Below are 23,392 nucleotides of genomic sequence, written 5' to 3'. Positions count from 1 at the left end.
CCGTGCCCCGGACCGGCCGTGTCATGTCCGCGCGGCGCGGCCGGATCGGGCGTTTGCGCAGGTGGGAGGGGCCCGACCGGCTGTCGTACGCATGTTCGAGAATGGAGGTATGGTGGGGTGAAGGAGTAGGAACAGATGTTCGAGAGCCGTTCGGGGCTCACGAGTGCGGGAGGTGTGCGTGCCGGGTTTCGCGCATCTGCGCACCGCCTCCGGGTTCTCCCTGCGGTACGGGGCGTCCCACCCGGAGCGGCTGGCCGAGCGTGCCGCCGAGCGGGGCATGGACACCCTCGCCCTGACCGACCGCGACACCCTCGCCGGCACGGTGCGCTTCGCCAAGGCCTGCGCCGGCGCGGGCGTCCGCCCGCTGTTCGGGGTGGACCTCGCGGTGGAGACGGGCCGGGACGAGCGGCCCGACCGGCGGCGGGCCCCGGTGCGCGGCGGCGCCTTCGTGGACGAGTCGGCACCCCGGGTGACCTTCCTCGCCCGGGACGGCGCCCGTGGCTGGGCCGGTCTGTGCCGGCTCGTCACCCGGGCGCACGCCGGCGGGGGCACCCCGCTGCTGCCCCGGTCCGCGCACCAGGGGGACGACGGCCTGGTGGTGCTGCTCGGACCGGACTCGGACGTGGGACGCGCGCTGGCCGCCGGGCGGCCCGACCGGGCGGCGGCGCTGCTGGCCCCCTGGCGGGAGGTCTACGGCGACGCGCTGCGGCTGGAGGCCGTCTGGCACGGCCGTACCGGCACGGGAACCGGTTCCCTGCGGCTCGCCGCACGGACCGTCGGCTTCGCCGCCGAGCAGGGGATCCGGCCGGTGCTCAGCAACGCCGTCCGCTACGCCGACCCCGGCCAGGGACCGGTCGCCGACGTGCTGGACGCCGCGCGCCGGCTGGTGCCGGTCGACCCCCGGGGCGAGCTGGACTCCGGCGAGGCCTGGCTGAAGGACGAGCAGGCCATGCTGCGGGTCGCCGAGCGGGTCGTGGAGGCCGCCGGATACCGCCCGGACACCGCCCGCCGGCTGCTGGAGCAGACCCGGGCCACGGCCGCCGAGTGCCGGGTCGACCCCGAGGACGGCCTCGGCATCGGCACCGTCCACTTCCCCGAGCCGCACCTCGTCGGCGCCGGCCTGCGCACCGCGCAGCGGACGCTCGCCTCGCGGGCGGCGGCGGGGATGCTGCGCCTCGGCTACGGCGGCCGGCGCGCGTACTGGGAGCGGATGCACCACGAGCTGGACATCATCGCCCACCACGGCTTCGCCTCCTACTTCCTGACGGTCGCCCAGGTGGTCGACGACGTGCGGGAGATGGGCATCCGGGTGGCCGCGCGGGGTTCCGGCGCCGGGTCGCTCGTCAACCACCTGCTCGGGATCGCGCACGCCGACCCGGTCGGGCACGGGCTGCTGATGGAGCGCTTCCTGTCCCGGGAGCGCGTCGTGCTGCCCGACATCGACATCGACGTGGAGTCCGCGCGCCGGCTGGAGGTCTACCGGGCGATCATCGGCCGGTTCGGCGCGGAACGGGTCGCGACCGTCTCCATGCCGGAGACCTACCGGGTCCGGCACGCGATCCGGGACGTGGGGGCCGCGCTGTCCATGGACCCGGCCGAGATCGACCGGATCGCCAAGTCGTTCCCGCACATCCGGGCCCGGGACGCGCGGGCCGCCCTGGCGGAGCTGCCCGAACTGCGGCGGCTGGCGGGGGAGCGGGAGAGGTTCGGCAGGCTGTGGGAGCTGGTGGAGGCCCTCGACGCCCTGCCGCGCGGGATCGCCATGCACCCGTGCGGGGTGCTCCTGTCCGACGCCTCCCTGCTCGCCCGCACGCCGGTGGTGCCGACCAGCGGCGAGGGGCTGCCCATGTCGCAGTTCGACAAGGAGGACGTGGAGGACCTCGGGCTGCTCAAGCTGGACGTGCTGGGGGTCAGGATGCAGTCGGCGATGGCGCACGCGGTCGCCGAGGTGGAGCGGGTGGGCGGGGAGCGGATCGACCTGGAGGCGGTGCCGCCGGACGATCCGGAGACGTACCGGCTGATCCGGTCCACCGAGACCCTGGGGTGCTTCCAGATCGAGTCGCCGGGGCAGCGGGACCTGGTGGGGCGGCTACAGCCCGCCACCTTCCACGACCTGGTGGTCGACATCTCCCTGTTCCGGCCCGGCCCGGTCGCCGCCGACATGGTGCGGCCGTTCATCGAGGCGCGGCACGGGCGGGCGCCGGTGCGCTGTCCGCACCCGGACCTGGCGGAGGCGCTGGAGGGGACGTACGGGGTCGTCGTCTTCCACGAGCAGGTGATCGACATCATCGCCGTCATGACCGGCTGCGGCCGGGGCGAGGCCGACCGGATGCGGCGCGGACTGTCCGAACCGGAGACGCAGGGGCGGATCAAGGTGTGGTTCGCCGAGCGGGCGGCGGCCAGAGGGTACAGCGCAGAAACGATTCAGCAGACCTGGGGAACCGTCGAGGCCTTCGGGTCGTACGGCTTCTGCAAGGCGCACGCGGTCGCCTTCGCCGTACCCACCTACCAGTCGGCCTGGCTGAAGGCGCACCACCCGGCCGCCTTCTACGCGGGGCTGCTCACGCACGACCCCGGGATGTATCCGAAGCGGCTGCTGCTGGCGGACGCGCGGCGGCGCGGGGTGTCGGTCCTGCCGCTCGACGTGAACGTCTCCGGGGCCGCCCATCGGATCGAACTGGTGTCCGAATGCCCGACGGTGTGGGGGCTGCGCCTCGCCCTGTGCGACGTGCACGGCATCAGCGAGGCCGAGGCGAAGCGGATCGAGGACGGCCAGCCCTACGCCTCCCTGCTGGACTTCTGGGAACGGGCCCGGCCCAGCAGACCGCTGGCGGCACGGCTCGCCCAGGTGGGCGCGCTGGACGCCTTCGGCGCCAACCGGCGCGACCTCCAGCTGCACCTCACCGAACTGCACCGGGGCGCCCGGGGCGGGGGCGGCGGCCAGCTCCCGCTCGCGGGCGGCAGGAGGACCGCGCCGGCCGGCCTGCCCGACCTGACACCGGCCGAGCGGCTCAGCGCCGAGCTGGGTGTGCTGTCCCTGGACGCCTCCCGCAACCTGATGGACGACCACCGGGAGTTCCTCGACGAGCTGGGCGTGGTCTCCGCGCGCCGGCTGCGCGAGGCGCGGCACGGCGAGACCGTGCTGGTCGCGGGCGCCAAGGCGGCCACCCAGACCCCGCCGATCCGCTCCGGCAAGCGGGTCATCTTCTCCACGCTGGACGACGGCACGGGACTGGTCGACCTCGCGTTCTTCGACGACTCCCACGACACGTGCGCCCACACCGTCTTCCACTCCTGGCTGCTGCTGGTGCGCGGGGTGGTGCAGCGGCGCGGCCCGCGCAGCCTGAGCGTGGTGGGGTCCGCCGTCTGGAACCTGGCCGAACTGGTGGACGTGCGCCACGAGGAGGGACTCGAGGGGGTCGCCGCCCGGCTGGCCGCCACCGGCGCCGGCGCCGGTGGCGATCCCGGTCCCGGCACGGACGCGGACGGTCCGGCGCGCCGGCGGCTCGCCGGCTCGGACGGGCTGCCGGCCCCGGCGGGTTCCGCGGCCCAGGACGCGATGGACCGGCGGCGGATCCGCCTGCCCACGGGGTACGAGATGCACCCCTGGGCCGATCTGCGTCCCGCGGGCGAAGGGCCCGCGGTGGGAAGGAAACTGTGGCACCGGAGTCCGGGGAGTGCGGGATGACCATCCTCTGCGTACGTTTCCAGCTGCCGCCGATGTACGAGGCGGCCCTGCCGGAACTGCTCGGTCTGCTGGAGGAGTTCACGCCGGTCGTGGAGGCGCTGCCCCCGGACGGGGCGCTGGCCGACCTGCGCGGCGCCGAGCGGTATTTCGGGCGCGGCGCGGTGGAACTGGCCTCGGTGATCCGGGTGCGCGCCCTCGCCCGGTACGGCGTCGACTGCGTGATCGGCGCCGGGCCGGGCCCGATGCTGGCCCGCGTGGCGCTGGGCGACGCCCGGCCGGGGGTGACCTGCGCGGCGCCCGAGGACCCCGACGGCGTCGCCGGGTTCCTCGCCGGCCGCCCGGTGTCCGCGCTGCCCGGCGTCGGCACCGCGACCGCCCGCACCCTGGACGAGTACGGCCTGGACACCCTGGGCCGGGTCGCCGCCGCGCCACTGTCCACGCTCCAGCGCCTGATCGGTGCCAGGGCGGGCCGGGAACTGCGGGAGCGGGCGGCCGGCGTCGACCGCGGCCGGGTCGTCCCGAACGCCGTCTCCCGCTCCCTGGCCACCGAACGCCCCTTCCCACGGGACGAGCTGGACCCCGGTCACCACCGCCGCGCCCTGCTCTCGGCGGCCGAGGAACTGGGCGCCCGGCTGCGCGCCGTGAAGAAGGTCTGCCGCACCCTGACCCTCACCGTGCGCTACGCCGACCGCAGCGCCACCACCCGCAGCCGTACCCTCGCGGAGCCGACCGCGCACTCGGCCGCGCTGACGAGGACGGCCTGTGCCCTGTACGACTCCCTGGGCCTCCAGCGGGCCAGGGTCCGCGCGATCGCCCTGCGCGCGGAGGACCTGGGGGCCGCCGAGAACGCCTCCCACCAGCTCACCTTCGACCCCATGGACGAGAAGGTCCGCCGTATCGAGGAGGTCGCGGACCGCGCGCGGGCGAAGTTCGGGCCGCGGGCGGTGATGCCGGGACGGCTGGCCGCCTGACCCCGTCCCGCGGCGGGTCACCGCCGGAAGTTTTTACCGACGCGTAACTTCACACGTCCGCTACCCGCCCGTAACTTGACGAATGAACAGCATCCAGTGATCCGGATCACAGGTTGAGGCCGTGCACCTCCCTTGAGCCGCAAGGAGATCCCCCGATGCTGCCCTGGAAGCGAGCGCTCAGACCCCTCGCCGCCCTCCTCCTGACCGCCGCCGTCGCCGCCGTACCCGCCACCACCGCCCACGCCACCACCGCCCGCGCCTCGGAGACCGCCGCCCCGAGCGCGGGCTGGAACGACTACGCGTGCCGGCCCTCCGCCGCCCACCCCCGCCCCGTGGTCCTCGTCCACGGCACCCTCGGCAACTCGGTCGACAACTGGCTCTCCCTCGCCCCCTACCTGAAGAGCCGCGGATACTGCGTCTACTCCCTGGACTACGGACAGCTCCCCGGCGTCCCCCTGTTCCACGGCCTCGGCCCGATCGACGAGTCCGCCGGGCAGCTGGCCGCCTTCGTCGACCGGGTGCTCGCCGCGACCGGCGCCGCCAAGGCCGACCTGGTCGGTCACTCGCAGGGCGGCATGATGCCCCGCTACTACCTGCGGTTCCTGGGCGGCGCGGACAAGGTGAACGCGCTCGTCGGCATCGCTCCCGACAACCACGGTACCGACCTCAGCGGCCTCACCCGGCTGCTGCCGTACTTCCCCGGAGCCGAGGACCTGCTCCGGGCCACCACGCCCGGCCTCGCCGACCAGATGGTCGGCTCCGCGTTCCTGAACAGGCTCAACGCGGGCGGCGACACCGTACCCGGGGTGCACTACACGGTCATCGCCACCCGGCAGGACGAGGTCGTCACCCCCTGGCGCAGCCAGTACCTGACCGGCCCGGACGTCCACAACATCCTGCTCCAGGACCTGTGCCCGCTCGACCTCTCCGAGCACGTCACGATCGGCCTGCTCGACCGGATCGCCTTCCACGAGGTGGCCAACGCGCTCGACCCGGCCCACGCCACCGGCACCACCTGCGCCTCGGTGTTCAGCTGACGGCCGCCGGGGCCGGTCCGGCCTGAGCCGCCGGACGGGCCCCGGACGGTGCCGCGGGACGTGGCCGACCGGCCCCCCACCGAAGCGGGCGGGGGCCGGGAGCCGTCTCCAGGAAACCCCGGGAACGGCCGCGGCGGGCGGCCGGCGAAGATCCTTATGGTGCGCTTAAGGCGCGGCTCAGGCAGGGCTGAGGCGGTCGGCCGGCGCTGCCGGGGGCGCCGCGTCGTCAGCTCTCGGGCCACCAGGTGCGCGCGACGTCCTTACGCACCTCGGGACGTCCCGCGGGCCGCTCCTCCGCCTCCTCGACGACCCGGCGGCTGTCCGTCCTCTTCACGGGCTTGTGCACGGTCACGCGGCGCATGGCTGCCTCCTCCAGTGCCTACCGGGTTCCGCGTTGTCACGGAGATAGACGCTTTCCGGGAGAGTTCCTCATCGGTACCGGGATGTCAGTGGCCGCTGTCACGCCCGCGCTGTCAGTGGCATGTGTCACCCTCCGGGCATGACGAGCAGCGAGCGACACCCGGCCACCGCCGCCCCGGACGTCGACCGGGACGCGCGCGCCGCGGCCTTCGACGACGAACCCGACCACGGCCTGCGCGACCCCGCCGTGCGCGCCGCCTGGGCGGCCCGCCTGCGGTCCTGGCTGCCCGAGCCGCCCGCCGACGTCCTCGACCTCGGCTGCGGCACCGGCAGCCTGTCACTCCTCGCCGCCGAGCGGGGCCACCGCGTGACCGGCGTCGACCGGTCGCCCGCGATGGCCGTGCGGGCCCGCGCCAAGCTCGCCGGGCACGATGCGCGGATCCTGTGCGGGGACGCCGCGCGCCCGCCGGTCGCCGCCCGCCGCTTCGACGCCGTCCTCGTACGGCACGTGCTGTGGGCGCTGCCGGACCCCGCCGGCGTCCTGCGGCACTGGCGGGACCTGCTGCGGCCCGGCGGCCGGTTCGTGCTGACCGAGGGCGTGTGGGGGACCGTCGCCCCGGTCGGCATACCGGCCGAGCGGCTCACCGCGCTGCTCCGCCCGCTCGCCCGCGAGGTGCGCCTGGAGCGGCTGTCCGGCGACCCGCTGCTGTGGGGGAAGACCGTCACCGACGAGCGGTACACCGTGGTGGCGACGGTGTGACACCGCGCGGATCAGGCCAGCAGCCGGGCGAACCCGCCGTCCCGGGCCGCCAGCGCCGCCAGGGTGTCCAGTGCCGCCACCGCGGCGGACGCGGCCCGCGGGTCCGTCTCCGCCAGCCCGCTGTCCGCGAACTCGTCCTCGTCCAGCCGCCGTACGTCGCGTCCGTCCGCGGAGCGCCACAGGTCCAGGTCGAGGTCCTCGACGACCAGTTCGGCGCCGGACAGGACGGCGGGGCGGGTGATGTCGCAGTACCAGCCCTTGAGGGCGCCGTCCGCGCCGCGGACCTCCTTCACGGCGTACCAGCGGTCCCGCCAGTAGTACTCGGTGAACACGTCGCCCGGCTCGAAGCGCACGAACCCGAAGTCCCGCACCGCCGCACCCGCCCAGCGGGCGCGCACGACGATCCGGGTGCCGTCGTCCCCGAGCAGCTCCGCCGGGTAACGGATCTTCGTCCGGCCCCCCTTGACCAGGACGACGTCCAACCACTTCCCGGGATCAGCCCAGTTCGCGGACATGACGCACCTCCGACGCGCACCTCTCGTAGCCCAGCCAGGTGTTGACGGCGAGCATGGCCGCGTTCCCGGTGTCGTTGCCCGTGAAGGCCTCGGTGAGACCGGCGGCGCGGGCCAGCCGCAGGGAACGGCTCTTGGTCAGCTTGGCCAGGCCCCGGCCGCGGTGGGCGCGGGCGGTACCGGTCATGGCCGTGTCGTAGCGGGTGGCGCCGTCGGTGCGGGCCGCGGTGAAGGCGGCCGGCCGGCCGTCCACGCAGGCGACCGTGGTCAGCTCCCGGTCCAGCAGCGGATGGTTCCAGGTCTCCTCGACCCAGGCGTCGTAGTCCGTGAACTCGGCGGTCACGTCACCCGGTTCGTCCCGCACGGTCTCCGCGTCCAGCTCGAACAGCGGCCGGGGGTCGTCCGCGAAGTCGGCGGCCGTGCGCAGTTCGACGCCGGGCGTGACCGGCGGCTCCGGGGGGAGGCGGTCGTGCGTGAGGTCCAGCCGGAGGAAGTGGGAGGAGCGGCCCGGCCGGTAGCCGCGCCGCTCGGCGAAGACCCGGCAGGCCGGCTCGTCCAGCACCCAGGTGAGCAACCGGGTCGCGCCCAGGTCCGTCAGGTACTCCTCGGCGGCCCGTGCCAGCAGCCGGCCGGCGCCGCGCCCGGTACGGTCCGGGCGGACGTGGATGTTCAGGCAACCCCGGCCCGGTTCGGGGCTGTCGTGGGCCAGGTACACCTGCGCCGTGCCGATCACCTCGCCGTCCTCCTCCGCGACGAGCGGACGGTAGCGGGCGCCGGGATGGGTCCGGGCGGCCGCGTGGCGCACCGACTCCGGGGTGCACAGCAGGTAGGGGAGGGCGAGGCGACGGACACGGGCGAAGCCCTCGGCGTCGGCCGGGACGCCGGGGCGAAGAGGGCGCACGAGCAGGGTCATGGGGAGGAACGTACGGGGCGCGGGTGTCGGGGCGCCTCTCCATTTTCTCGTCGGGTGCGGGACAATCGGGGCGTGAGCCTGAAGATCCGCATCGATGACAGCGCGCCCCCGTACGAGCAGGTGCGGGCGCGGATTTCCGAGCAGGCGCGCTCCGGCGCGCTCCCCGTGGGGTACCGGCTGCCGACCGTGCGCGGGCTGGCCGAGTCCCTGGGGCTCGCGGTGAACACGGTGGCCAAGGCCTACCGGGCGCTGGAGGGCGACGGGGTGATCGAGACCCGCGGACGCAACGGCACGTTCGTCGCCGCCGCCGGTTCGGCCGCGGAACGCGAGGCGTCCACGGCCGCGCAGGCGTACGCGGAACGGGTGCGCAGGCTCGGGCTGGGCGAGGCCGAGGCGCTGGCCGCCGTACGGGACGCGCTGCGGGCGGCCTACGCGGGATAGCGGACCGCCGAGCCGCCGGGGGCGGTGGCGGTCAGCGCGGTCGCACGGGTTCCGGTGTCCGTGTCACCGCCAGACCCGCCCGGCGCGCCGCCGCCGCGAACACCACCGCGTCCCGCACCGCCGCGCCCCCGGGGTCGTTGTTGAAGTACGCGTACACGTCCTCCCCGCCGGGCCACGCCGTCGCGATCCGGTCCACCCAGGTCTCCAGCGAGCGGCGGCCGTAGCGCGGCCAGGGCGCGGCGCGTCCCTGGTGGAAGCGGACGTACCCCCAGTCGGCGGTGCGCCACAAGGGGCCGGCCGGGCGGGCCAGGACGTCCGCCCAGCACAGGGCCGCGCCCCGCAGCTCCAGCACGCGCCGCAGCTCCGGTGTCCACCAGGAGTCGTGCCGGGGCTCCACCGCGACCCGCGTGCCGGCCGGGAAGCGGGCCAGGCACGCGTCCAGCAGCGGCGGGTCGGCGCGCAGGGTCGGCGGGAGCTGGAGCAGGACCGGGCCCAGGCGGTCGCCGAGGCCCGCCGCGTGCGTCATCAGACGGTGCACCGGCTCCTCCGGCTCCTTCAGCCGCTTGATGTGGGTGAGGAAGCGGCTGGCCTTGACCGCGACGACGAAGTCCGGCGGGACGCGGCCGCGCCAGGCGGCGAAGGTGTCGTACGTCGGCAGCCGGTAGAAGGCGTTGTTGATCTCCACCGTCGCGAACAGCCGGGTGTACTCCTCCAGCCACAGCCGCGCCGGGACCCCCGCCGGGTAGACGAGGTTCCGCCAGTCCTTGTACTGCCACCCCGACGTGCCGACGAACACGGTCATACCCTCATGAAAGCATCACAGGTACAGGCCCGCGTCCGCTCCCTCCCGCGCCCCCGGCACCGATGTCGGAGACGTGCCCCGGCGCAGCGCGTACAGCTCGGCCAGGGTCGCGCCCTCGCGGCCGATCCCCTCCTCGGTGCCCAGCCAGCCGACCGCCTCCCGGTGGGTCAGCGGACCGACCTCGATGCGGGCCAGGCAGCGGCCGGGGCGGACCACGGCCGGGTGCAGGCGTTCCAGGTCCTCGTTGGTGGTGACACCCACCAGCACGTTGCGGCCCTGGCCGAGCAGGCCGTCGGTGAGGTTCAGCAGCCGCGACAGGGCCTGGCCGGCCGTGTGCCGGGCCTCGCCGCGGATCAGCTCGTCGCAGTCCTCCAGCAGCAGGAGCCGCCAGCGGCCCTTGCCCGCGCCGTCGTCCTCGCCGATGGCGATGTCCATCAGGTAACCGACGTCGGAGAATAGGCGTTCGGGGTCCAGGACGCAGTCCACCTGGCACCAGTCCCGCCAGGAGCGGGCCAGGGTGCGCAGTGCGGACGTCTTCCCGGTGCCGGGCGGGCCGTGCAGCAGGAGCAGCCGGCCCGCGATGTCCTCGGGGGTCGTCTTCATCAGACGGTCCATCGCGTCCGCCACCGGTGCCGTGTAGTTGGGCCGGACCTCCTCCCAGGTGCCCGCCGAGATCTGCCGGGTGGTGCGGTGCGGGCCGCGCCGCGGGGAGACGTACCAGAACCCCATCGCCACGTTCTCCGGCTGGGGTTCCGGCTCGTCGGTCGCGCCGTCCGTGGCCTGGTCGAGGATCCGCTTCGCCAGCTCGGCGCTGGTCGCGGTGACGGTGACGTCGGCGCCGCGGTTCCAGCGGGACACCAGCAGGGTCCAGCCCTCACCCTCGGCGAGGGTCGCGCTGCGGTCGTCGTCGCGGGCGACCCGCAGCACCCGGGCCCCCTCGGGCAGCAGGGACGCGCCCGAGCGCACCCGGTCGATGTTCAGCGCGTGCGAGTACGGCTGCTCGCCCGTCGCGAAACGGCCGAGGAACAGCGCGTCGACGACATCGGACGGCGAGTCGGAGTCGTCGACGTGGAGCCGGATCGGCAGAGCGTCGTGCGGGTTGGCAGCCATGCCGCCATGATCCGGCACGCAGGGGCCGCGCGCACGGTATTTCCACCGCTTGTCCCGGGTGTCCCGGAACGGTCCCCGGCGTTCCGGCCGACACCCCCCGCCGCCCGCCTCCCCCCGTTACCGTGGTCCGGATGGGACGCCCGGACGGGGACGCGCGCAGGCGGTGGCGGCGGCTGACCGCCCTGTTCGGCGCGGCCCTGGCCGCGCCGGCCCTGGTGCTCGCCCTGCTCACCGCGGGGCCCGGCGGCGGCGCGCGCGACGGCGGCGGGCCGTCCGGCACCCCCGCCGCCCCGGCCGGCACCCCCGGGCCGGACGTCGGCTGGGGTTTCACGCACACCCGGTACAGCGCCGACCAGGGCGCGCCGGCCGCCACCGCGCGCGTCACCCGGCTCCTCGGCCGCGACGGCGGGCTGGCGCAGAACCAGCACATCATGGGCTGGGGCGCCGACAACCCCGAGCCGGCCAGGGGCCGTTACGACTTCGCCGCGCTGGACCGGCGTGTCGGCCTGGTCCGCGCCTCCGGCGGCACCCCGGTGATCACCCTGTGCTGCGCCCCGGACTGGATGAAGGACGGCACGGCCGGGGCCGGGCGCACCGACTGGAGCCGGGCCGCGCTGGAGAGCGCTCCGCTGCCCGGCCACTACCAGGATTTCGCCGACCTCGCCGCGACCGTCGCCCGGCGCTACCCGGACGTGCGGCACTTCATCGTCTGGAACGAGTTCAAGGGCTTCTGGGACGACGCCCGGTCCCGCTGGGACTACGAGGGCTACACCCGGATGTACGACCTGGTGTACAAGGCGCTGAAGAACGTCGACGACGACATCATGGTCGGCGGCCCCTACCTGGTCATGGACAGCGTCGGCCCGCACGACCCGAACGCCTCCCGCACCCTCAGGGGCCCCTGGGGCGCCATGGACCGGCGCGTGCTGGACGCCTTCGCCTACTGGAACACCCACCGGGCGGGCGCCGACTTCACCGTGGTCGACGGCTCCAGCTACACCCGCGACGACGCCCTGTCGCCGGACGAGTTCGCGGCCACCGGCAAACTCACCGCCGTAGGTGCCTGGGTGCGGCGGCAGACCCGCGGCCTGCCCCTGTGGTGGGCCGAGTACTACGTCGAGCCCGGCGACGGCGACGGCGCGCGCACCGGCTGGAGCGGGCCGCACCGCGTCGCCGTCCAGGCCACCGGCATGATCGCCATGGTCAGGGGCGGCGCCGCCTCCGGTTTCTACTGGAACCCGGAGCGGCGGACCGGCCCGTGCCCCGGCTGTCTGTGGTCCCCGACCGACACCGCCGGCGGCGGACGCGAACTGCCCCTGTACGACCTGGTGTCCCGGTTCGCGCGGGCGTTCCCGCCGGGCACCCGGTACGCCACCGTGTCCGTCGCCCCCGAGGACGCGCCCCACGTCCGCGTCCTCGCCACCCGCCGGAGCGTCCTCGTCGTCAACACCCTGGGCCGGCGGACCGGCGTGCGCGTCGACGGCAGGCGGTTCACGATGGGCGCGTACGAGGTGAGGTGGCTCGACCGCTGAACCGACGACTCCCGTCCGCGCACGCTCACTTCATCGTCACGAACCGCTGCACCAGCGAGGCCAGCACCAGCCCCAGCAGCGGCAGCGCGAACCAGAAGCCGCCCTGCACCAGCCGCAGCCGGCGCACCCCCGGCCGCCCCGCCACCCGGACCAGCTCGACGGCGGCCAGCAGCAGGACCAGCACGACGGCGGCGAGCGCGCCGGCCACCGACCACGGCGTCCAGGTCACCAGCGGACCGGCCGGCCCCGGGTCCGGCTCGGGCACCGGGCCCGCCGGCCGCTGCCGCAGCGCGTACACCGCGACCCCGTCCCCGGTCAGGACCCGGGTCAGCTCCCGCCGGCCGTCCAGGCCCCGGACCAGTCGGGGCCGCCAGGTCGCCGGGTAACCCGCGTCCAGCTCCAGGTAGGCCGCCTGGGCGCGGTCGACCATCAGGTACGCGTGCGGCCCGGCCGCCCGGAGCGCCATCACCAGGTCCGCCACCCGCCGGGGGTCGGCCGGTGCGAGCGTCGGCACGTAGGTCACGCGCTCCATGTCCCGCGCGCCCCACGGCAGCGCCGGCGTCACGTCGTCGACCGGGTCCTGGGTCAGCCACAGCAGCCGTACCGTCGGCCGGTCGTGCGCGTACACCCAGTCCATGGCCGTGACCTCGCCGGGCCGGACCCGCTCGAACGGCTCGTTGCCCCAGCGGGCCACCAGGAAACCGCCCGTCAGCAGCAGCCCGGTGAGGAGCACGGCCGGCACGGCGAACCGCCCCCGGCCCCCGCGCGCGGCGGCACCGGTGCGTGGGAAGAGGGCGAGCCCGCCGAGCAGGGCCGCGCCCGGCACCGCGAACATGAAGACGCGCAGCGCCATCTCACCGCCGTACGACTGCATGCCGAAGCCGAGGAACGGGACGCACACGAGGACGGGCAGGCACCGCTCCCGGTACCCGTGCAGGCGCCGCCGCCACCAGCCCCAGCAGGCCAGCCCCAGCACCGAACCGGCCAGCAGCACCCTGGTGTACAGCACCAGCTCGTGGGCCGCGCTGCCGCCCCGCATACGGCCCGAGACGGAGGTGGAGACGTTGTCGCCGACCCCGCCGACCCCGCCGAAGAGTTCGTCGAAGTGCCCGGACCAGTACGGCTCGGCCATGAAGCCGATCCAGACCGCGACCAGCACCCCGAACAGCAGCGGCAGCCCGCGCACCTCGGACCGGCCGACCAGCACGAGGGCCGTGACCACGCCCAGCATCATGAACGGGGTGAGCTGGTGCGCGGGCACGGTCGCCGCGTAGAGCGCCATGAGCACCAGCAGCAGCACGGCCCGCTGCCGCCGGTCGGCCGGTTCCACCTCGGCCTCGCCCGGGCGCCGCCCGGTCCAGATCACCCGGGGCGGGCGGAACCAGACCAGCAGGACGGCCACGAACACCAGGTACAGGAGGTAGGTGAAACCCTGCGGGGAGAAGTAGTCCTGGCCGACCCAGCCGCTCAGCGCGAAGATCCAGACGCCGGCCCACTTCGCCCGCCAGCTCGCGCGCAGCGCCCGGGTGAGCAGGAACATCGGCGCCAGAGAGGCGAGTTGCACGGCCGTCGGCCACCAGCGGATGACTTCGGTGAAGTCGGTGATCCCGCACGCCCGGCCGGCGAACGCGGTCACCGCGAAGAACCCGGGCCAGCTCCAGCGGGCGTCCAGGTCGGGTACGGCCGTGCCGGTCCGGTCGATGTGGTCGAGGAAGCCGAGGTGCTGCCAGGCCGTCGGGAACCGCGGCTCGCTCTCGATCACCGCGGGCAGCGCGTGCAGGCACACCACGGTCGCCACCAGGGTGACCAGCAGCAGCGCGCGGTGTTCGCGGTGCCGGCGGAGCAGCGCGGCGAACACGGTCACCAGCAGTGCCGCCCCGGCCAGTGTCGGCAGCGGCAGCACCGAGACCAGGCCGAGCCCGCTCATCCGGTCCAGGTCCGCCTCGCCGAGCCGCAGCGCCGGCGCCCAGTACAGCACCAGGGCCGCCACCAGCAGCCCCCCGAGGAGCACGCCGGCCCGGGTGTCGCGGGCGTCCGCCCGTGCCGGGCGGTCCCCGCGCGCCGGGGCGGCGGGGGAGCCGGTGCCGGACCGCCGCCGGGGGCGGGGGAGCGGGGCGAGGTCGGCGAGGTCGCCGTCGGGTGCCGCGGTGTCCGGCACGGCGCCGGGCACGGACCGCACCGTCCGCCACAGCCGCGGCGCGGCGATCGCCACCACCACCGCGAGGCTGGAGATCTCGGCGACGCCCGCGCCGGCCAGCCCCAGCCGGGGCAGGAGCAGCACGGTCAGGCTCAGCACCAACACGCACAACAGGCCCTGGAGCCAGGCCAGTCCGGTGGTGCGGCTCCGCGCGCGCTCCACCGCGAAGTGCGTCTCCATCACGGTGCGCAGCACCGCGCCGACCGCGAGCCAGCGCAGCAGCGGGGTCGCCGCGTCCGCGTAACCCCGGCCGAACACCCCGAGGATCCAGGGCGCGCCGACGAACAGCAGGCCCGCCACGGGCAGCATGATCCGGGCCATCCGCTTCAGCGCGGCCCGGGTGTCGGCGGCCAGCCGCGCCGGGTCGTGCGAGCCTTCGACGGTGAGCGAGGCGCCCATGTTGATCGCGAGCAGGTTGGTCGTGCCGCCGATGGTGGCGGTGACGTAGAAATACGCGTTCTCCTCCGGGCCGACCCGCGCGGCGATGATCACCGGCACGAGGTAGACCACGGCGAGGGAGAACAGCGAACCGGTGCAGTCCCCGGCCAGGAACCTGCCGATCTCCCTCGCCGTCGGCGGGGCGGCCCGCCCACCGGTGGCCCGCGCGTGCCGGGGGATCAGCCGCCGGAACACCAGCCAGCCCAGCGGCACCACGGAGGTGGCGATCGCGGCCACCCAGGAGACGAAGACACCGGTGGCCGGCAGGGTGACGGCGAACGCGGCGAGCAGCGCCAGCTTGACCACCGAGAACACCGTATTGCCGACCGGCACCCAGGGCGCGCTGCGCAGCCCGGTCAGCACGCCGTCCTGGAGGGTGAGCACGTTCCAGGCGGCCACGGCGAGGAGGAACCCGAGCCCGTTCGCCGTGCCGTGCAGGAAGCGGTACGACGGCCCCCACGCGTCCAGGGTCAGCAGGAAGATCCCGGCCGCGCCCGCGGCGACCAGCGAACCGCCCGCGTAGGCGCGCAGCACGAGCCGTCCGGTGCGCTCACCGGCGACGGGGAGGAAGCGGGCGAGGGCGCCGGTCAGGGTCACCGCGGTCAGCCCGGCGAGGAACTTCATCGCGGCGATGCCGGCGGAGCCCTGCCCGACCGCCGCCTCGGAGTAGTGGCGGGCCGCGGCCAGCCAGAAGCCGAGCCCGAGGACGGCGGAGATCCCGGTGTTGAGCATCAGCGCGTAGGCGTTGCGGAACAGCGGACGGGTGCCGGCGGACCGGCCGGGCCCGGGCGCCGTGGCGCCGGCTGCCGCCGTCCCGGCCGCCGTGGTCGCGGTGGTCGTGTCAGACACGGCCGGGGATCACCTGCCGGCGGACCTGGCGGGCTCGCCGGACCAGCGCGTACCCCTTGGTGAGCACCCGGTCCCCCGCGAAGTCCCGCGCGAGGGCGCGCCCTTCGAGCAGCCGCCGGAACTCCTCGGGCCCGGTGGCGCGACGCACCGTCACACGGCGCAGGGCGTACGGGCCCTGGCGGCGCCGGGCGAGGGTGTTGCCGACGGCCAGTGCCTGGGCGTACCCGGCGTCGCGCACCGCCCGGCGGACCCGGCGGCTGGAGTAGCCGTAGGGATAGGCGAACGACAACGGTGCGGCGCCCAGTTCGCCGGTGAGGACGCGGGTGCAGCGGTCCAGCTCGGCGCACAGGGCGCCGTCGGGCAGCTGGTCGAGCTGGGGGTGGGTGTGGCTGTGCCCGCCGATCTCCACGCCGGCGGCGGCCAGTTCGCGCACCTGCGGCCAGTCGAGCATGGTGTCCGGGCCGGCGCCCGTGCCGTGGGCGCCGCGGAGCCAGCCGGTACAGACGAACAGGGTGGCGGGGAAGCCGTGTCGGGCGAGGACGGGCAGCGCGTGCCGGTGCACGCCCTCGTAGCCGTCGTCGAAGGTGATCAGCACCGGCCGGGCGGGCAGCGGCCGGCCGGAGCGCCAGCGGTCCGCGAGGCCGGCGGTGGTGAGCGGGGTCAGCCCCAGGCCGGCGACGAGCGCCATCTGCGCCGCGAACGTCCGCGGTGTGACCGAGAGGGCGCGGGTGGCGGCGTCGGGGGCGGTGGCGACGGAGTGGTACATGAGGACGGGCACGGGGACGTCACTCACCGGAACCCCCGCGGGTCGGCGCGGGCGAGAACGACGTACCGGCGCGCCGGGCCCGCAGGCCGCCCAGCGCGTAGCCGGCGGCGGCGCTCAGCGCCCCGGCGACGATCGCGCCGGCGCGCCCCGCCCCGCCCGGCCTGCCGAGCAGCGCGTCCCCGATCCCCCGGGCGACCCCGGCCGGCAGGACCCGGGCCGCGTAACGGCGTTCGGACTCCAGGCCCTTTCCCGCGCCGACGCTGCGGGTCACCAGGGCCTTGGACAGGCCCTCGGCGTAGGCGCGGCCGCGGAAGTAGGCGAAGCGCTCGCGGGACGCGGGCACCCGGTGGTGGATGACCGCCCGGTCGTCGATGAGCAGGACGGCGTCGGGGCGGGCGCGGGCCAGGCGGATGCACAGTTCCGTCTCCTCGCAGCCCAGCGGGCGGCGGTCGCCGTCGCGGCCGATGCCGGTGGCGAAGCCGCCCGCCGCCTCGAACGCCGTGCGCCGGAAGGAGGCGTTACCGCCGAGCACGTTGCGGACCCGGACGCGGCCGGGCGGCAGCCCCTTGTAGGTGCAGCCCACCACCCAGTCGAACTCCGGCGGGAACCAGGCCGGCCGCCGGCCCGACGCCCAGACGGGCACCGTACGGCCGCCCACCGCGAGGACGCGCGGGTCGGCGTAGCCCTCGGCGAGGTGGCGCAGCCAGTCCCGTTCGGCGACGGCGTCGTCGTCCAGGAAGGCGATGACCTCGCCGCGGGAGGCGGCGATGCCGGTGTTGCGGCCGGCGGAGAGGCCGCGCGGGCCGGTGTTGACCAGGACCCGGACGCCGCCGTCCTCCCCGTAGGCGTGCTCCAGCCGGGTCCGCAGGCCCGGGTTGTGGTCCACGACCAGGAGCGTCTCCAGCGCCGGACACGACTGCGCGCGCACCGAGGAGACCGCCGCGCGGATGTCCTCCCAGCGGTCCTCGGTGTACGCGCAGATCACCACGGAGACCCCGGGACCGGTCAAGACGCCTCCCCCCGGACGGTGTCGAGCAGTGGTGAGCGGCGGTCCCGGCGGCGCAGTTCCCGCCGGTTGGAGCGTTCCCGCAGGATGACCCGCAGCACCCGGAGCCCGTCGCGCACGGCGCGCAGGTTGCTGGTGCCGTGGATGCGCAGGTACTCGTGGCTCGGTATCTCCTGCACCCGCAGCCCCGCCTTGACCACCCTGATGTTCATCAGCGTCTCGACCTCGAAGCCGGTGCAGTCGAGGTCGATGCTGTCGAGGCAGTGCCGCCAGAACGCGTTGTAGCCGTAGCAGAGGTCGGTGTAGCGGGCGCCGAACTTGCGGTTGACGGTGGCGCACAGGGCGCGGTTGCCCAGTCTGCGGACGAGGGTCATGTCGTCGGTGCCGCCACCGTTGGCGAAGCGGGAGCCCTTGGCGAAGTCGGCACCGGAGACCAGGGCGGAGACGTACGACACGATCTCCGCGCCGTCGGCGGAGCCGTCCGCGTCGACCATCACGATGATGTCGCCGGTGCAGGCCTCGAACCCGGTGATCAGGGCGTCCCCCTTGCCTCTGCCGCGCTGTTCGACGACCTTGACCTCGGGCCACAGGGAACGCGCCACACCGACCGTGCCGTCCGTGGAGTTGCCGTCCACCAGGACCACTTCGTGTATCCAGCCGGGCAGGCTCTTGAAGACGTAGGGCAGGTTCTCCGCCTCGTTCATGGCGGGGATGACCACGCTCACCGGCACGGTGATCGCCAGGTGCGAGGAGATGGGCCGGTAGTCGGCGGCGATCAGCGGGTCGTTGCCCGGACCCGGCGGGCGCAGCACGGAACTCATGGGTGTTTCCCTCTCGTCCGGTGGACCGCCCGCCCACGGGCGGTCCGGTTCTGTGTCCGGTTCGAAAGGGGGGTTCTCATCTCCGGCACGGTGGGCCGGTCTCCGGGGCCGTGCCCGGGGCGGTCTCCGTGTCCGTGGACGAGCCGGCGGAGCCGGCCGGCCTGCCGGGGAACGACGTCGGCCGGCCGCGCGGTACGACTCGGTCACGGTTGTGGTCACCGAGCACGGCACCCCCCTACCGCGCCCCGCGCCGGGCACCTCGTGGCCCTCTGCGCCCTCCCCTGGAGCCGAGTGCCGGCGGACCGGTGCGGGTGAGTTGTATGACGGTATCGACGGTCCCACCCGGAGGCGAGGCCCGGAAGGGCGCCTCACCTTCGTGCTGGTTCGGCCGTTGGACCACCTTGCACCATCCCGGTCACTTTTGTGTGTGTTTTCCGGAAATTCGTTCCCGTAGTGCCGTCAGGAGGAGCAGCAGCACGCTCAGGAGCGCCACCGCGGCCACCCCGCCGCGGACGGACCACCGATGCAGGGTCAGCATGGCCTGGGCGACCAGCATGTCGACCGCGACCGCGCCCGCGAGGGCGGTGACCGCCCGGCCGTAGGGGTCCAGTCCGCGCAGCGCCGCGCCGATCGCCAGGGCCGGGGCGGCGAGCAGGAAGAAGAGGGTGCACGGGGCGCGCAGGGGTGAGGTCGAGTCGAGCAGGGCGAGCACCGCGCCGGCCAGTGCGGCGGCGGCCGCGGCCCCGGTGAGCAGGGGCGGCAGCAGCCGTCCCGGCCCGGGCCGGACGTGTGCCTCGATGCGTGTCCTGATGCGTGAGGTCCGCATGGACGACTTCGCCCCCCGACGCGCCGGATGCCGGAATTCAATGTGGCGCAGACCGCCGTGGGCGTCAAGGAGGCCTCTCATGGGTGCTCGACCCGTCCGGTGGGACCACATATGACATGAACATGCAATAGATGAGCGGTGAACGTGTCGGGCCGATCCTGTTGAGATCCCAACAGTCTTGGCATGAACACTTCCCGTCAACACGCGTAGTTGGTACCACGGTTGACGCAAGGATCCTGCTAAAGGGAGGCTCCATGAGACGTTCCCGACTTACCGGATTCCTCACGTCGCTCCTCCTCGCCGCCGGCCTCGGTCTCACCGGGGCCGCTTCGGCGCACGCGTCCACGGCCGCGGCCGGAGGGTACGTGGCGCTCGGCGACTCCTACTCCTCCGGGGTGGGCGCCGGGAGTTACATCAGCTCCAGCGGCAGCTGCGACCGGAGCACCAAGGCCTACCCCTACCTGTGGAACGCCGCCCACAGCTACTCCTCGTTCGCCTTCAACGCCTGTTCCGGCGCGAAGACGGACGACGTGCTCGCCAACCAGCTCGGCTCCCTCAACTCCGCCACCTCGCTGGTGTCCCTCACGATCGGCGGCAACGACGCCGGTTTCTCGGACGTCATGACGACCTGTGTGATCCAGTCCGACAGCGCCTGCCTGTCGAAGATCGACACGGCCAGGGCGTACGTCGCCAACACGCTCCCCGGCAAGCTGGACACCGTCTACAACGCGATCAGCGCCAAAGCCCCCTCCGCCCGGGTGGTCGTCATCGGCTACCCCCGCTTCTACCTGCTGGGCCAGACCTGCCTCGGCCTCTCCGAGACCAAGCGGTCCGCCATCAACGGGGCGGCCGACTACATCGACTCCGTCATCAAGGCCCGCGTCGCCGCGCACAACTTCGCCTTCGGGGACGTCCGCAACACGTTCACCGGTCACGAGATCTGCTCCGGCGACTCCTGGCTGCACAGCGTCAACTGGCTCGACATCGGCACGTCCTACCACCCGACCGCGGCCGGCCACTCCGGCGGCTACCTGCCGGTGCTCACCAACGCCGCCTGACCCGTTCGGGCTCGCCCGGCAGGGTGAACCTTCCCGGCCGGGGTCCCCGGGGCGGATCCGGCGTGGCGGAGATCCCGGTCGCCGGGGTCTCCGCCGTCGCCGTCACGGCGCGACGGCTCAGCCCAGCGCCGACACGACACCCTTGACCACCAGCCCCGTCCCCAACGCCACCACGACCAGCGCGGACGCGAACGGCAGGGCCCGGCGCGCCGATACGGCCAGCGGATGCGCGGACCAGCGCGGACGCCGCTCCAGCACCCGGGCCGCGCCCGCACCCAGCCGTACGACGGCGAACCCGGCCGCGGTGAGGGTCAGCGCGAGCCCGGCGCCGTAGGCCACGACGAGCAGCAGCCCGAACCAGGCCTTGCCGAGCGCCGCGGCGCCGACCAGCACCACCACCGCGGACGGACTGGGCACCAGCCCACCGGCGAACCCGAGGAGCAGCGTGCCGCGGAGGGTGGGCGCGGTGGCATGGGTGTGCGTGTGCCCGCCGTGGGTGTGGCTGTGACCACCGTGGCTGTGACCCTGTTCGTGCTCGTGCTCGTGCTCGTGCTCACCGGCATGGGTGTGGCCGGTATGGCTGGGGCGCACGCCGTCCTGGTGGTGGGAGTGCGGGGCGGCGCCCACGGCCACCAACTCCCGCCTCACCTCCTCGTCCTGGGCGACGGGGACGGTACGCGGCCGACCGCGCCAGGCCCGGCGCACGAGGGTCACCCCCGCCGCGAGCACCAGGACACCGCTGGCGAGGCCCAGCCAGGCGATCACCGCGGGCGTGGCGGCGGACCCGGCCGTCACCAGCAGGCCCAGGGCGACCACTCCCAGCGTGTGGGTCACGGTGACCGAGGCGGCCAGCGGCAGTACGTCCCGCGGCCGGGCCCGGCCGCCGCGCGCCGCCGCCGACGCGGCCATCAGCGTCTTGCCGTGCCCCGGCGCCAGCGCGTGCAGCGCCCCCAGGACGACCGCGACGAGCAGCGCCAGCGCGGCGAAACCGACGGTGAGGTCGCGCCGGGCCACCAGGTCGTCCAGGGCGCGGGTCCAGCGGTCGGCACCCCGGGGCAGCACGCCGGCGCCCGGTGCGTCCCGCCGCGGCGCGTCCCCGGCGAGCGCCGGCCCGCCGGGCCGCAGCCGTACCGAGGCCGTCGCGGTGTCGGCGGGCGAGGACAGCAGGCTCTTGGGATAGCTCGTCAGTTCGTGCGAGACCGAGACGCGCGGTACGTCCGTCGAGGTCAGCGTGGTCCGGTCGCCGCGCGCGGTGATCTCGCGCCAGCCGGGCCCGCCGGCGGCCCCCGCGCCGTGGAACCGCAGGCCGACGGCGCCGGCGCGGGGGAGCGCCGCGGTCAGCCGGCACTCCACCCGCAGCGTGTGCAGCCCGGCCTGGCCGGGGCGCAGGCGCGCGGTGCTCCGGGTGGCCGTCAAGGCCGCGGTGCGCCCGTCCACGGTCAGGGTGCTGTCCTCGGCGGCCCGCGCGCACCGCTGCCGCGCCCACGCGCTCAGCCCGAGCCGCCGGATGTCGGGGCCGGCCTGGGTGGCCGGGATCTCGGCGAGGTCCTCCACGTGGTCCACGCGCAGCCGCCCGGGAGCGGCGACGAGTCCGTCGTAGCGGTTGACGGTGAAGTTGCCGAGGGGGTGCGCGCTCGCGGTGCCGGCCGGGAGGAGGGCGAGCGCGCACAGGGCGAGGACGAGCAGGTACCGCGGGCGTGGCCTCACTCGGTTCCCTCCAGGGCGTCGCGGGCAGCGGCGGAACCCAGCGGGGAGAAACCGGGGTTCAGCTTCAGCGCCGACCTCAGCGAGGCCCGGCCCGCCGCCCGGTGGCCCGTGGCCAGCTCGATGACACCCCGGTGGTAGCGGAAAGCGGCGTTGCGGTAGCCGGTGGCGGTGGCGCGGCGGGCGTACGGCAGGGCCTCGGTGTCGCGGCCGTCCACGTGCAGTGCCCAGGCGAGCGCGTCCGCCGTGTGCACGGTGTGCCGGCGGGCCCATTCGGCGCGGGCCGCGCGCAGGGCGGCCTTCCGGTCGCCGTGGTCGGCGGCGGCCAGCGCGGTGTCGAGGTCGGCGTCGACGCCGTTGGCGCGGGCCAGCGCCGTCCAGGCGTCGACGAGCGCGTACTGCCGCCGGGCGCGTGCCCGGTCACCGGTCGCGCCGCGCGCCTCGTACAGCTCGCCGAGGACGACGAGTGAGCCGGGCACCGGATACCGGGCGACCACCGCCTCCATCCCCTTGATCGCCCCGGCCCGGTCACCACCGGCCGCCTGGGCGCGGGCCCGGCCCTCCAGCGCCGGAAGACAGCCGTCGTCGGCGGCCAGGGCCCGGGCGTACCAGGCGAGCGCCGACCGGTCGTCGCCCTGGCTCCAGGCGAGCTGGCCGAGCTGCGTGGCCACGTACGCGGTGTCACCCGGTGAGGACGCGGCGGACAGCGCCTGTTCCAGAACCCGGCGCGCGGTGGTGACGTCCCCGCGCAGCTCGCGCACGTACGCGTACCGGGTGAAGACCGGTACGCCCGGCCTGCGCGCGTCGGCGGTCGCCGCGGCCTTCGCCGCGTCGGCGTACCGGCCGAGTTCGACCAGGGCGTCGATACGGGAGGACAGCGCCCGCTCGCTGTACGGGTTCTGCCGCAGGGCCGCGTCCGCGAACGTCAGGGCGTGCGCGAAGTCGTGCCGGGCCGCGGCGAGCGCGGCGCGGCCGGCCAGGGCCTGGTCGCTGTCCGGTGCCAGCGACAGCGAGCGCCGCAGCGCCCGCTCCGCCTGGGGGTAGCGGGCCGGGTCGCCCTTGGTGCGGGCCTGCTCGACGTAGGCCAGGCCGAGGGTGGCCCAGCCGCCGGAGTCCTTGGGCTGCGCCCGCAGGTGCGCCTGGAGGGCGGTGACGGCCGCGTCCAGGTTCCCGCCGCCGAGCACCCCGGGGTCGACGGCGTCGGCCACCACCGGCGCGGTCGCCGGCGCGCGGTGCGCGCCGACGGCGATCGCGCCGCCGGTCAGCGCGACGGACACCAGCAGGGCGGACCCGGCCAGCCGCGCGGCCCGCCACCGCCGCCCCGCCGCCCCGGCCCGCCGCACGGCGGCGACCCGTGCCGCGTCACCATCCTCGCCGGCACCCCCGGCTCCGCCCGCCGCGGTCCCACCGGTGCCGGGCGGAGCCGTCTCCGGCGGCTCGGGCGCCGCCGGCCCGGTGCCGTCGGCCGTGGCCGTCGGCCGCCCGTCGTTGTCCTCGTGCTGCCCGCGCGGGCCCATGCCTGTTCCTCCGTCGGTCGGGTGGGAGGCGCGGCCCGCCGTGGGGGAGAGGGGAAAGCGGGCCGCGCCGGTCTGGGGGGTTGG

At 75.1% G+C, this 23,392-nt stretch carries 19 protein-coding genes; 7 read left to right on the top strand and 12 right to left on the bottom strand.

Going from position 1 to position 23,392, the window contains the following annotated elements:
* The first annotated feature begins 178 nt into the window (after nt 1-178).
* The 3 genes from ACIQVT_RS18000 (at nt 179) to ACIQVT_RS17990 (ending at nt 5,696) form a co-directional block, all read left to right on the top strand.
* Nucleotides 179-3,688 (top strand): DNA polymerase III subunit alpha, encoded by a 3,510-nt coding sequence (locus tag ACIQVT_RS18000; RefSeq protein WP_403753941.1) that lies wholly within the window; start codon nt 179-181, stop codon nt 3,686-3,688.
* The gene (locus tag ACIQVT_RS17995; protein ID WP_403753938.1) at nt 3,685-4,659 is read left to right on the top strand and encodes a DNA polymerase thumb domain-containing protein; all 975 of its coding nucleotides are present in this window, start codon (nt 3,685-3,687) and stop codon (nt 4,657-4,659) included. Before ACIQVT_RS18000 ends, ACIQVT_RS17995 begins: the two co-directional genes overlap by 4 nt.
* Before the next feature lie 155 nt (nt 4,660-4,814).
* A complete protein-coding gene (locus tag ACIQVT_RS17990; protein ID WP_403753934.1) occupies nt 4,815-5,696 on the top strand; it encodes an esterase/lipase family protein in 882 nt (293 codons plus the stop codon).
* Between the two features lie 226 nt (nt 5,697-5,922).
* Here the strand turns inward: ACIQVT_RS17990 and ACIQVT_RS17985 are convergent, their stop codons facing one another.
* A complete protein-coding gene (locus tag ACIQVT_RS17985) occupies nt 5,923-6,057 on the bottom strand; it encodes a hypothetical protein (RefSeq protein WP_403753931.1) in 135 nt (44 codons plus the stop codon).
* Between the two features lie 138 nt (nt 6,058-6,195).
* Between ACIQVT_RS17985 and ACIQVT_RS17980 the strand changes: the two genes are divergently transcribed.
* Complete coding sequence (locus tag ACIQVT_RS17980) at nt 6,196-6,816, top strand: class I SAM-dependent methyltransferase (protein WP_403753928.1); 621 nt, start codon at nt 6,196-6,198, stop codon at nt 6,814-6,816.
* 11 nt (nt 6,817-6,827) lie between these two features.
* Here ACIQVT_RS17980 and ACIQVT_RS17975 read toward each other — a convergent pair whose 3' ends face one another.
* Nucleotides 6,828-7,331, bottom strand: a complete 504-nt coding sequence (locus tag ACIQVT_RS17975; protein WP_403753925.1) for a DUF402 domain-containing protein — start codon at nt 7,329-7,331, stop codon at nt 6,828-6,830.
* A complete protein-coding gene (locus ACIQVT_RS17970; RefSeq protein ID WP_403753922.1) occupies nt 7,312-8,241 on the bottom strand; it encodes a GNAT family N-acetyltransferase in 930 nt (309 codons plus the stop codon). Before ACIQVT_RS17970 ends, ACIQVT_RS17975 begins: the two co-directional genes overlap by 20 nt.
* 72 nt (nt 8,242-8,313) lie before the next feature.
* Here ACIQVT_RS17970 and ACIQVT_RS17965 point away from each other — a divergent pair, with 72 nt between their 5' ends.
* Nucleotides 8,314-8,682, top strand: coding sequence for a GntR family transcriptional regulator (locus ACIQVT_RS17965; RefSeq protein ID WP_403753919.1), 369 nt, complete (start codon nt 8,314-8,316; stop codon nt 8,680-8,682).
* A gap of 31 nt (nt 8,683-8,713) precedes the next feature.
* Here ACIQVT_RS17965 and ACIQVT_RS17960 read toward each other — a convergent pair whose 3' ends face one another.
* Both ACIQVT_RS17960 and ACIQVT_RS17955 read right to left on the bottom strand, forming a co-directional pair.
* Entirely contained in the window at nt 8,714-9,484 is a 771-nt protein-coding gene (locus ACIQVT_RS17960) for a DUF72 domain-containing protein (protein WP_403753917.1), read from the bottom strand.
* A gap of 15 nt (nt 9,485-9,499) precedes the next feature.
* The gene (locus tag ACIQVT_RS17955) at nt 9,500-10,594 is read right to left on the bottom strand and encodes a DUF5925 domain-containing protein (protein ID WP_403753914.1); all 1,095 of its coding nucleotides are present in this window, start codon (nt 10,592-10,594) and stop codon (nt 9,500-9,502) included.
* Between the two features lie 131 nt (nt 10,595-10,725).
* On the opposite strand from ACIQVT_RS17955, the gene ACIQVT_RS17950 reads away from it, so the two are divergent.
* Entirely contained in the window at nt 10,726-12,126 is a 1,401-nt protein-coding gene (locus tag ACIQVT_RS17950; RefSeq protein WP_403753911.1) for a xylan 1,4-beta-xylosidase, read from the top strand.
* Between the two features lie 25 nt (nt 12,127-12,151).
* On the opposite strand, the gene ACIQVT_RS17945 is transcribed toward ACIQVT_RS17950, so the two are convergent.
* The 5 genes from ACIQVT_RS17945 to ACIQVT_RS17925 form a co-directional block, all read right to left on the bottom strand.
* Nucleotides 12,152-15,610 (bottom strand): lipopolysaccharide biosynthesis protein, encoded by a 3,459-nt coding sequence (locus ACIQVT_RS17945; protein WP_403753907.1) that lies wholly within the window; start codon nt 15,608-15,610, stop codon nt 12,152-12,154.
* Nucleotides 15,603-16,403, bottom strand: coding sequence for a polysaccharide deacetylase family protein (locus tag ACIQVT_RS17940; RefSeq protein ID WP_403753904.1), 801 nt, complete (start codon nt 16,401-16,403; stop codon nt 15,603-15,605). Before ACIQVT_RS17940 ends, ACIQVT_RS17945 begins: the two co-directional genes overlap by 8 nt.
* Nucleotides 16,396-17,385, bottom strand: coding sequence for a glycosyltransferase (locus ACIQVT_RS17935; RefSeq protein ID WP_403753901.1), 990 nt, complete (start codon nt 17,383-17,385; stop codon nt 16,396-16,398). Before ACIQVT_RS17935 ends, ACIQVT_RS17940 begins: the two co-directional genes overlap by 8 nt.
* The gene (locus ACIQVT_RS17930; protein WP_403753898.1) at nt 17,382-18,203 is read right to left on the bottom strand and encodes a glycosyltransferase family 2 protein; all 822 of its coding nucleotides are present in this window, start codon (nt 18,201-18,203) and stop codon (nt 17,382-17,384) included. Before ACIQVT_RS17930 ends, ACIQVT_RS17935 begins: the two co-directional genes overlap by 4 nt.
* A gap of 415 nt (nt 18,204-18,618) precedes the next feature.
* A complete protein-coding gene (locus tag ACIQVT_RS17925) occupies nt 18,619-19,029 on the bottom strand; it encodes a hypothetical protein (RefSeq protein WP_403753895.1) in 411 nt (136 codons plus the stop codon).
* A 254-nt stretch (nt 19,030-19,283) separates the two neighbouring features.
* Between ACIQVT_RS17925 and ACIQVT_RS17920 the strand changes: the two genes are divergently transcribed.
* The gene (locus ACIQVT_RS17920; RefSeq protein ID WP_403753892.1) at nt 19,284-20,087 is read left to right on the top strand and encodes an SGNH/GDSL hydrolase family protein; all 804 of its coding nucleotides are present in this window, start codon (nt 19,284-19,286) and stop codon (nt 20,085-20,087) included.
* 117 nt (nt 20,088-20,204) lie between these two features.
* Here ACIQVT_RS17920 and ACIQVT_RS17915 read toward each other — a convergent pair whose 3' ends face one another.
* Both ACIQVT_RS17915 and ACIQVT_RS17910 read right to left on the bottom strand, forming a co-directional pair.
* Complete coding sequence (locus ACIQVT_RS17915; RefSeq protein ID WP_403753889.1) at nt 20,205-21,794, bottom strand: sulfite exporter TauE/SafE family protein; 1,590 nt, start codon at nt 21,792-21,794, stop codon at nt 20,205-20,207.
* On the bottom strand, nt 21,791-23,308 hold the full coding sequence (locus tag ACIQVT_RS17910; protein ID WP_403753886.1) for a tetratricopeptide repeat protein: 1,518 nt from the start codon (nt 23,306-23,308) through the stop codon (nt 21,791-21,793). Before ACIQVT_RS17910 ends, ACIQVT_RS17915 begins: the two co-directional genes overlap by 4 nt.
* Nucleotides 23,309-23,392: the final 84 nt, after the last annotated feature.

The organism is Streptomyces sp. NPDC100445 (assembly GCF_044759735.1).
In the GTDB taxonomy this organism is placed as follows: domain Bacteria; phylum Actinomycetota; class Actinomycetes; order Streptomycetales; family Streptomycetaceae; genus Streptomyces.
Note: the sequence above shows the minus strand (reverse complement) of the source record. Positions and strands in the feature narration are given on the sequence as shown.

Coding starts and splice junctions, on each gene's coding strand:
- ACIQVT_RS17995 (WP_403753938.1), top strand. CDS start 3,685: ATGACCATCCTCTGCGTACGTTTCCAGCTGCCGCCGATGTACGAGGCG.
- ACIQVT_RS17990 (WP_403753934.1), top strand. CDS start 4,815: ATGCTGCCCTGGAAGCGAGCGCTCAGACCCCTCGCCGCCCTCCTCCTG.
- ACIQVT_RS17985 (WP_403753931.1), bottom strand. CDS start 6,057: ATGCGCCGCGTGACCGTGCACAAGCCCGTGAAGAGGACGGACAGCCGC.
- ACIQVT_RS17980 (WP_403753928.1), top strand. CDS start 6,196: ATGACGAGCAGCGAGCGACACCCGGCCACCGCCGCCCCGGACGTCGAC.
- ACIQVT_RS17975 (WP_403753925.1), bottom strand. CDS start 7,331: ATGTCCGCGAACTGGGCTGATCCCGGGAAGTGGTTGGACGTCGTCCTG.
- ACIQVT_RS17970 (WP_403753922.1), bottom strand. CDS start 8,241: ATGACCCTGCTCGTGCGCCCTCTTCGCCCCGGCGTCCCGGCCGACGCC.
- ACIQVT_RS17960 (WP_403753917.1), bottom strand. CDS start 9,484: ATGACCGTGTTCGTCGGCACGTCGGGGTGGCAGTACAAGGACTGGCGG.
- ACIQVT_RS17955 (WP_403753914.1), bottom strand. CDS start 10,594: ATGGCTGCCAACCCGCACGACGCTCTGCCGATCCGGCTCCACGTCGAC.
- ACIQVT_RS17950 (WP_403753911.1), top strand. CDS start 10,726: ATGGGACGCCCGGACGGGGACGCGCGCAGGCGGTGGCGGCGGCTGACC.
- ACIQVT_RS17930 (WP_403753898.1), bottom strand. CDS start 18,203: ATGAGTTCCGTGCTGCGCCCGCCGGGTCCGGGCAACGACCCGCTGATC.
- ACIQVT_RS17925 (WP_403753895.1), bottom strand. CDS start 19,029: ATGCGGACCTCACGCATCAGGACACGCATCGAGGCACACGTCCGGCCC.
- ACIQVT_RS17920 (WP_403753892.1), top strand. CDS start 19,284: ATGAGACGTTCCCGACTTACCGGATTCCTCACGTCGCTCCTCCTCGCC.
- ACIQVT_RS17910 (WP_403753886.1), bottom strand. CDS start 23,308: ATGGGCCCGCGCGGGCAGCACGAGGACAACGACGGGCGGCCGACGGCC.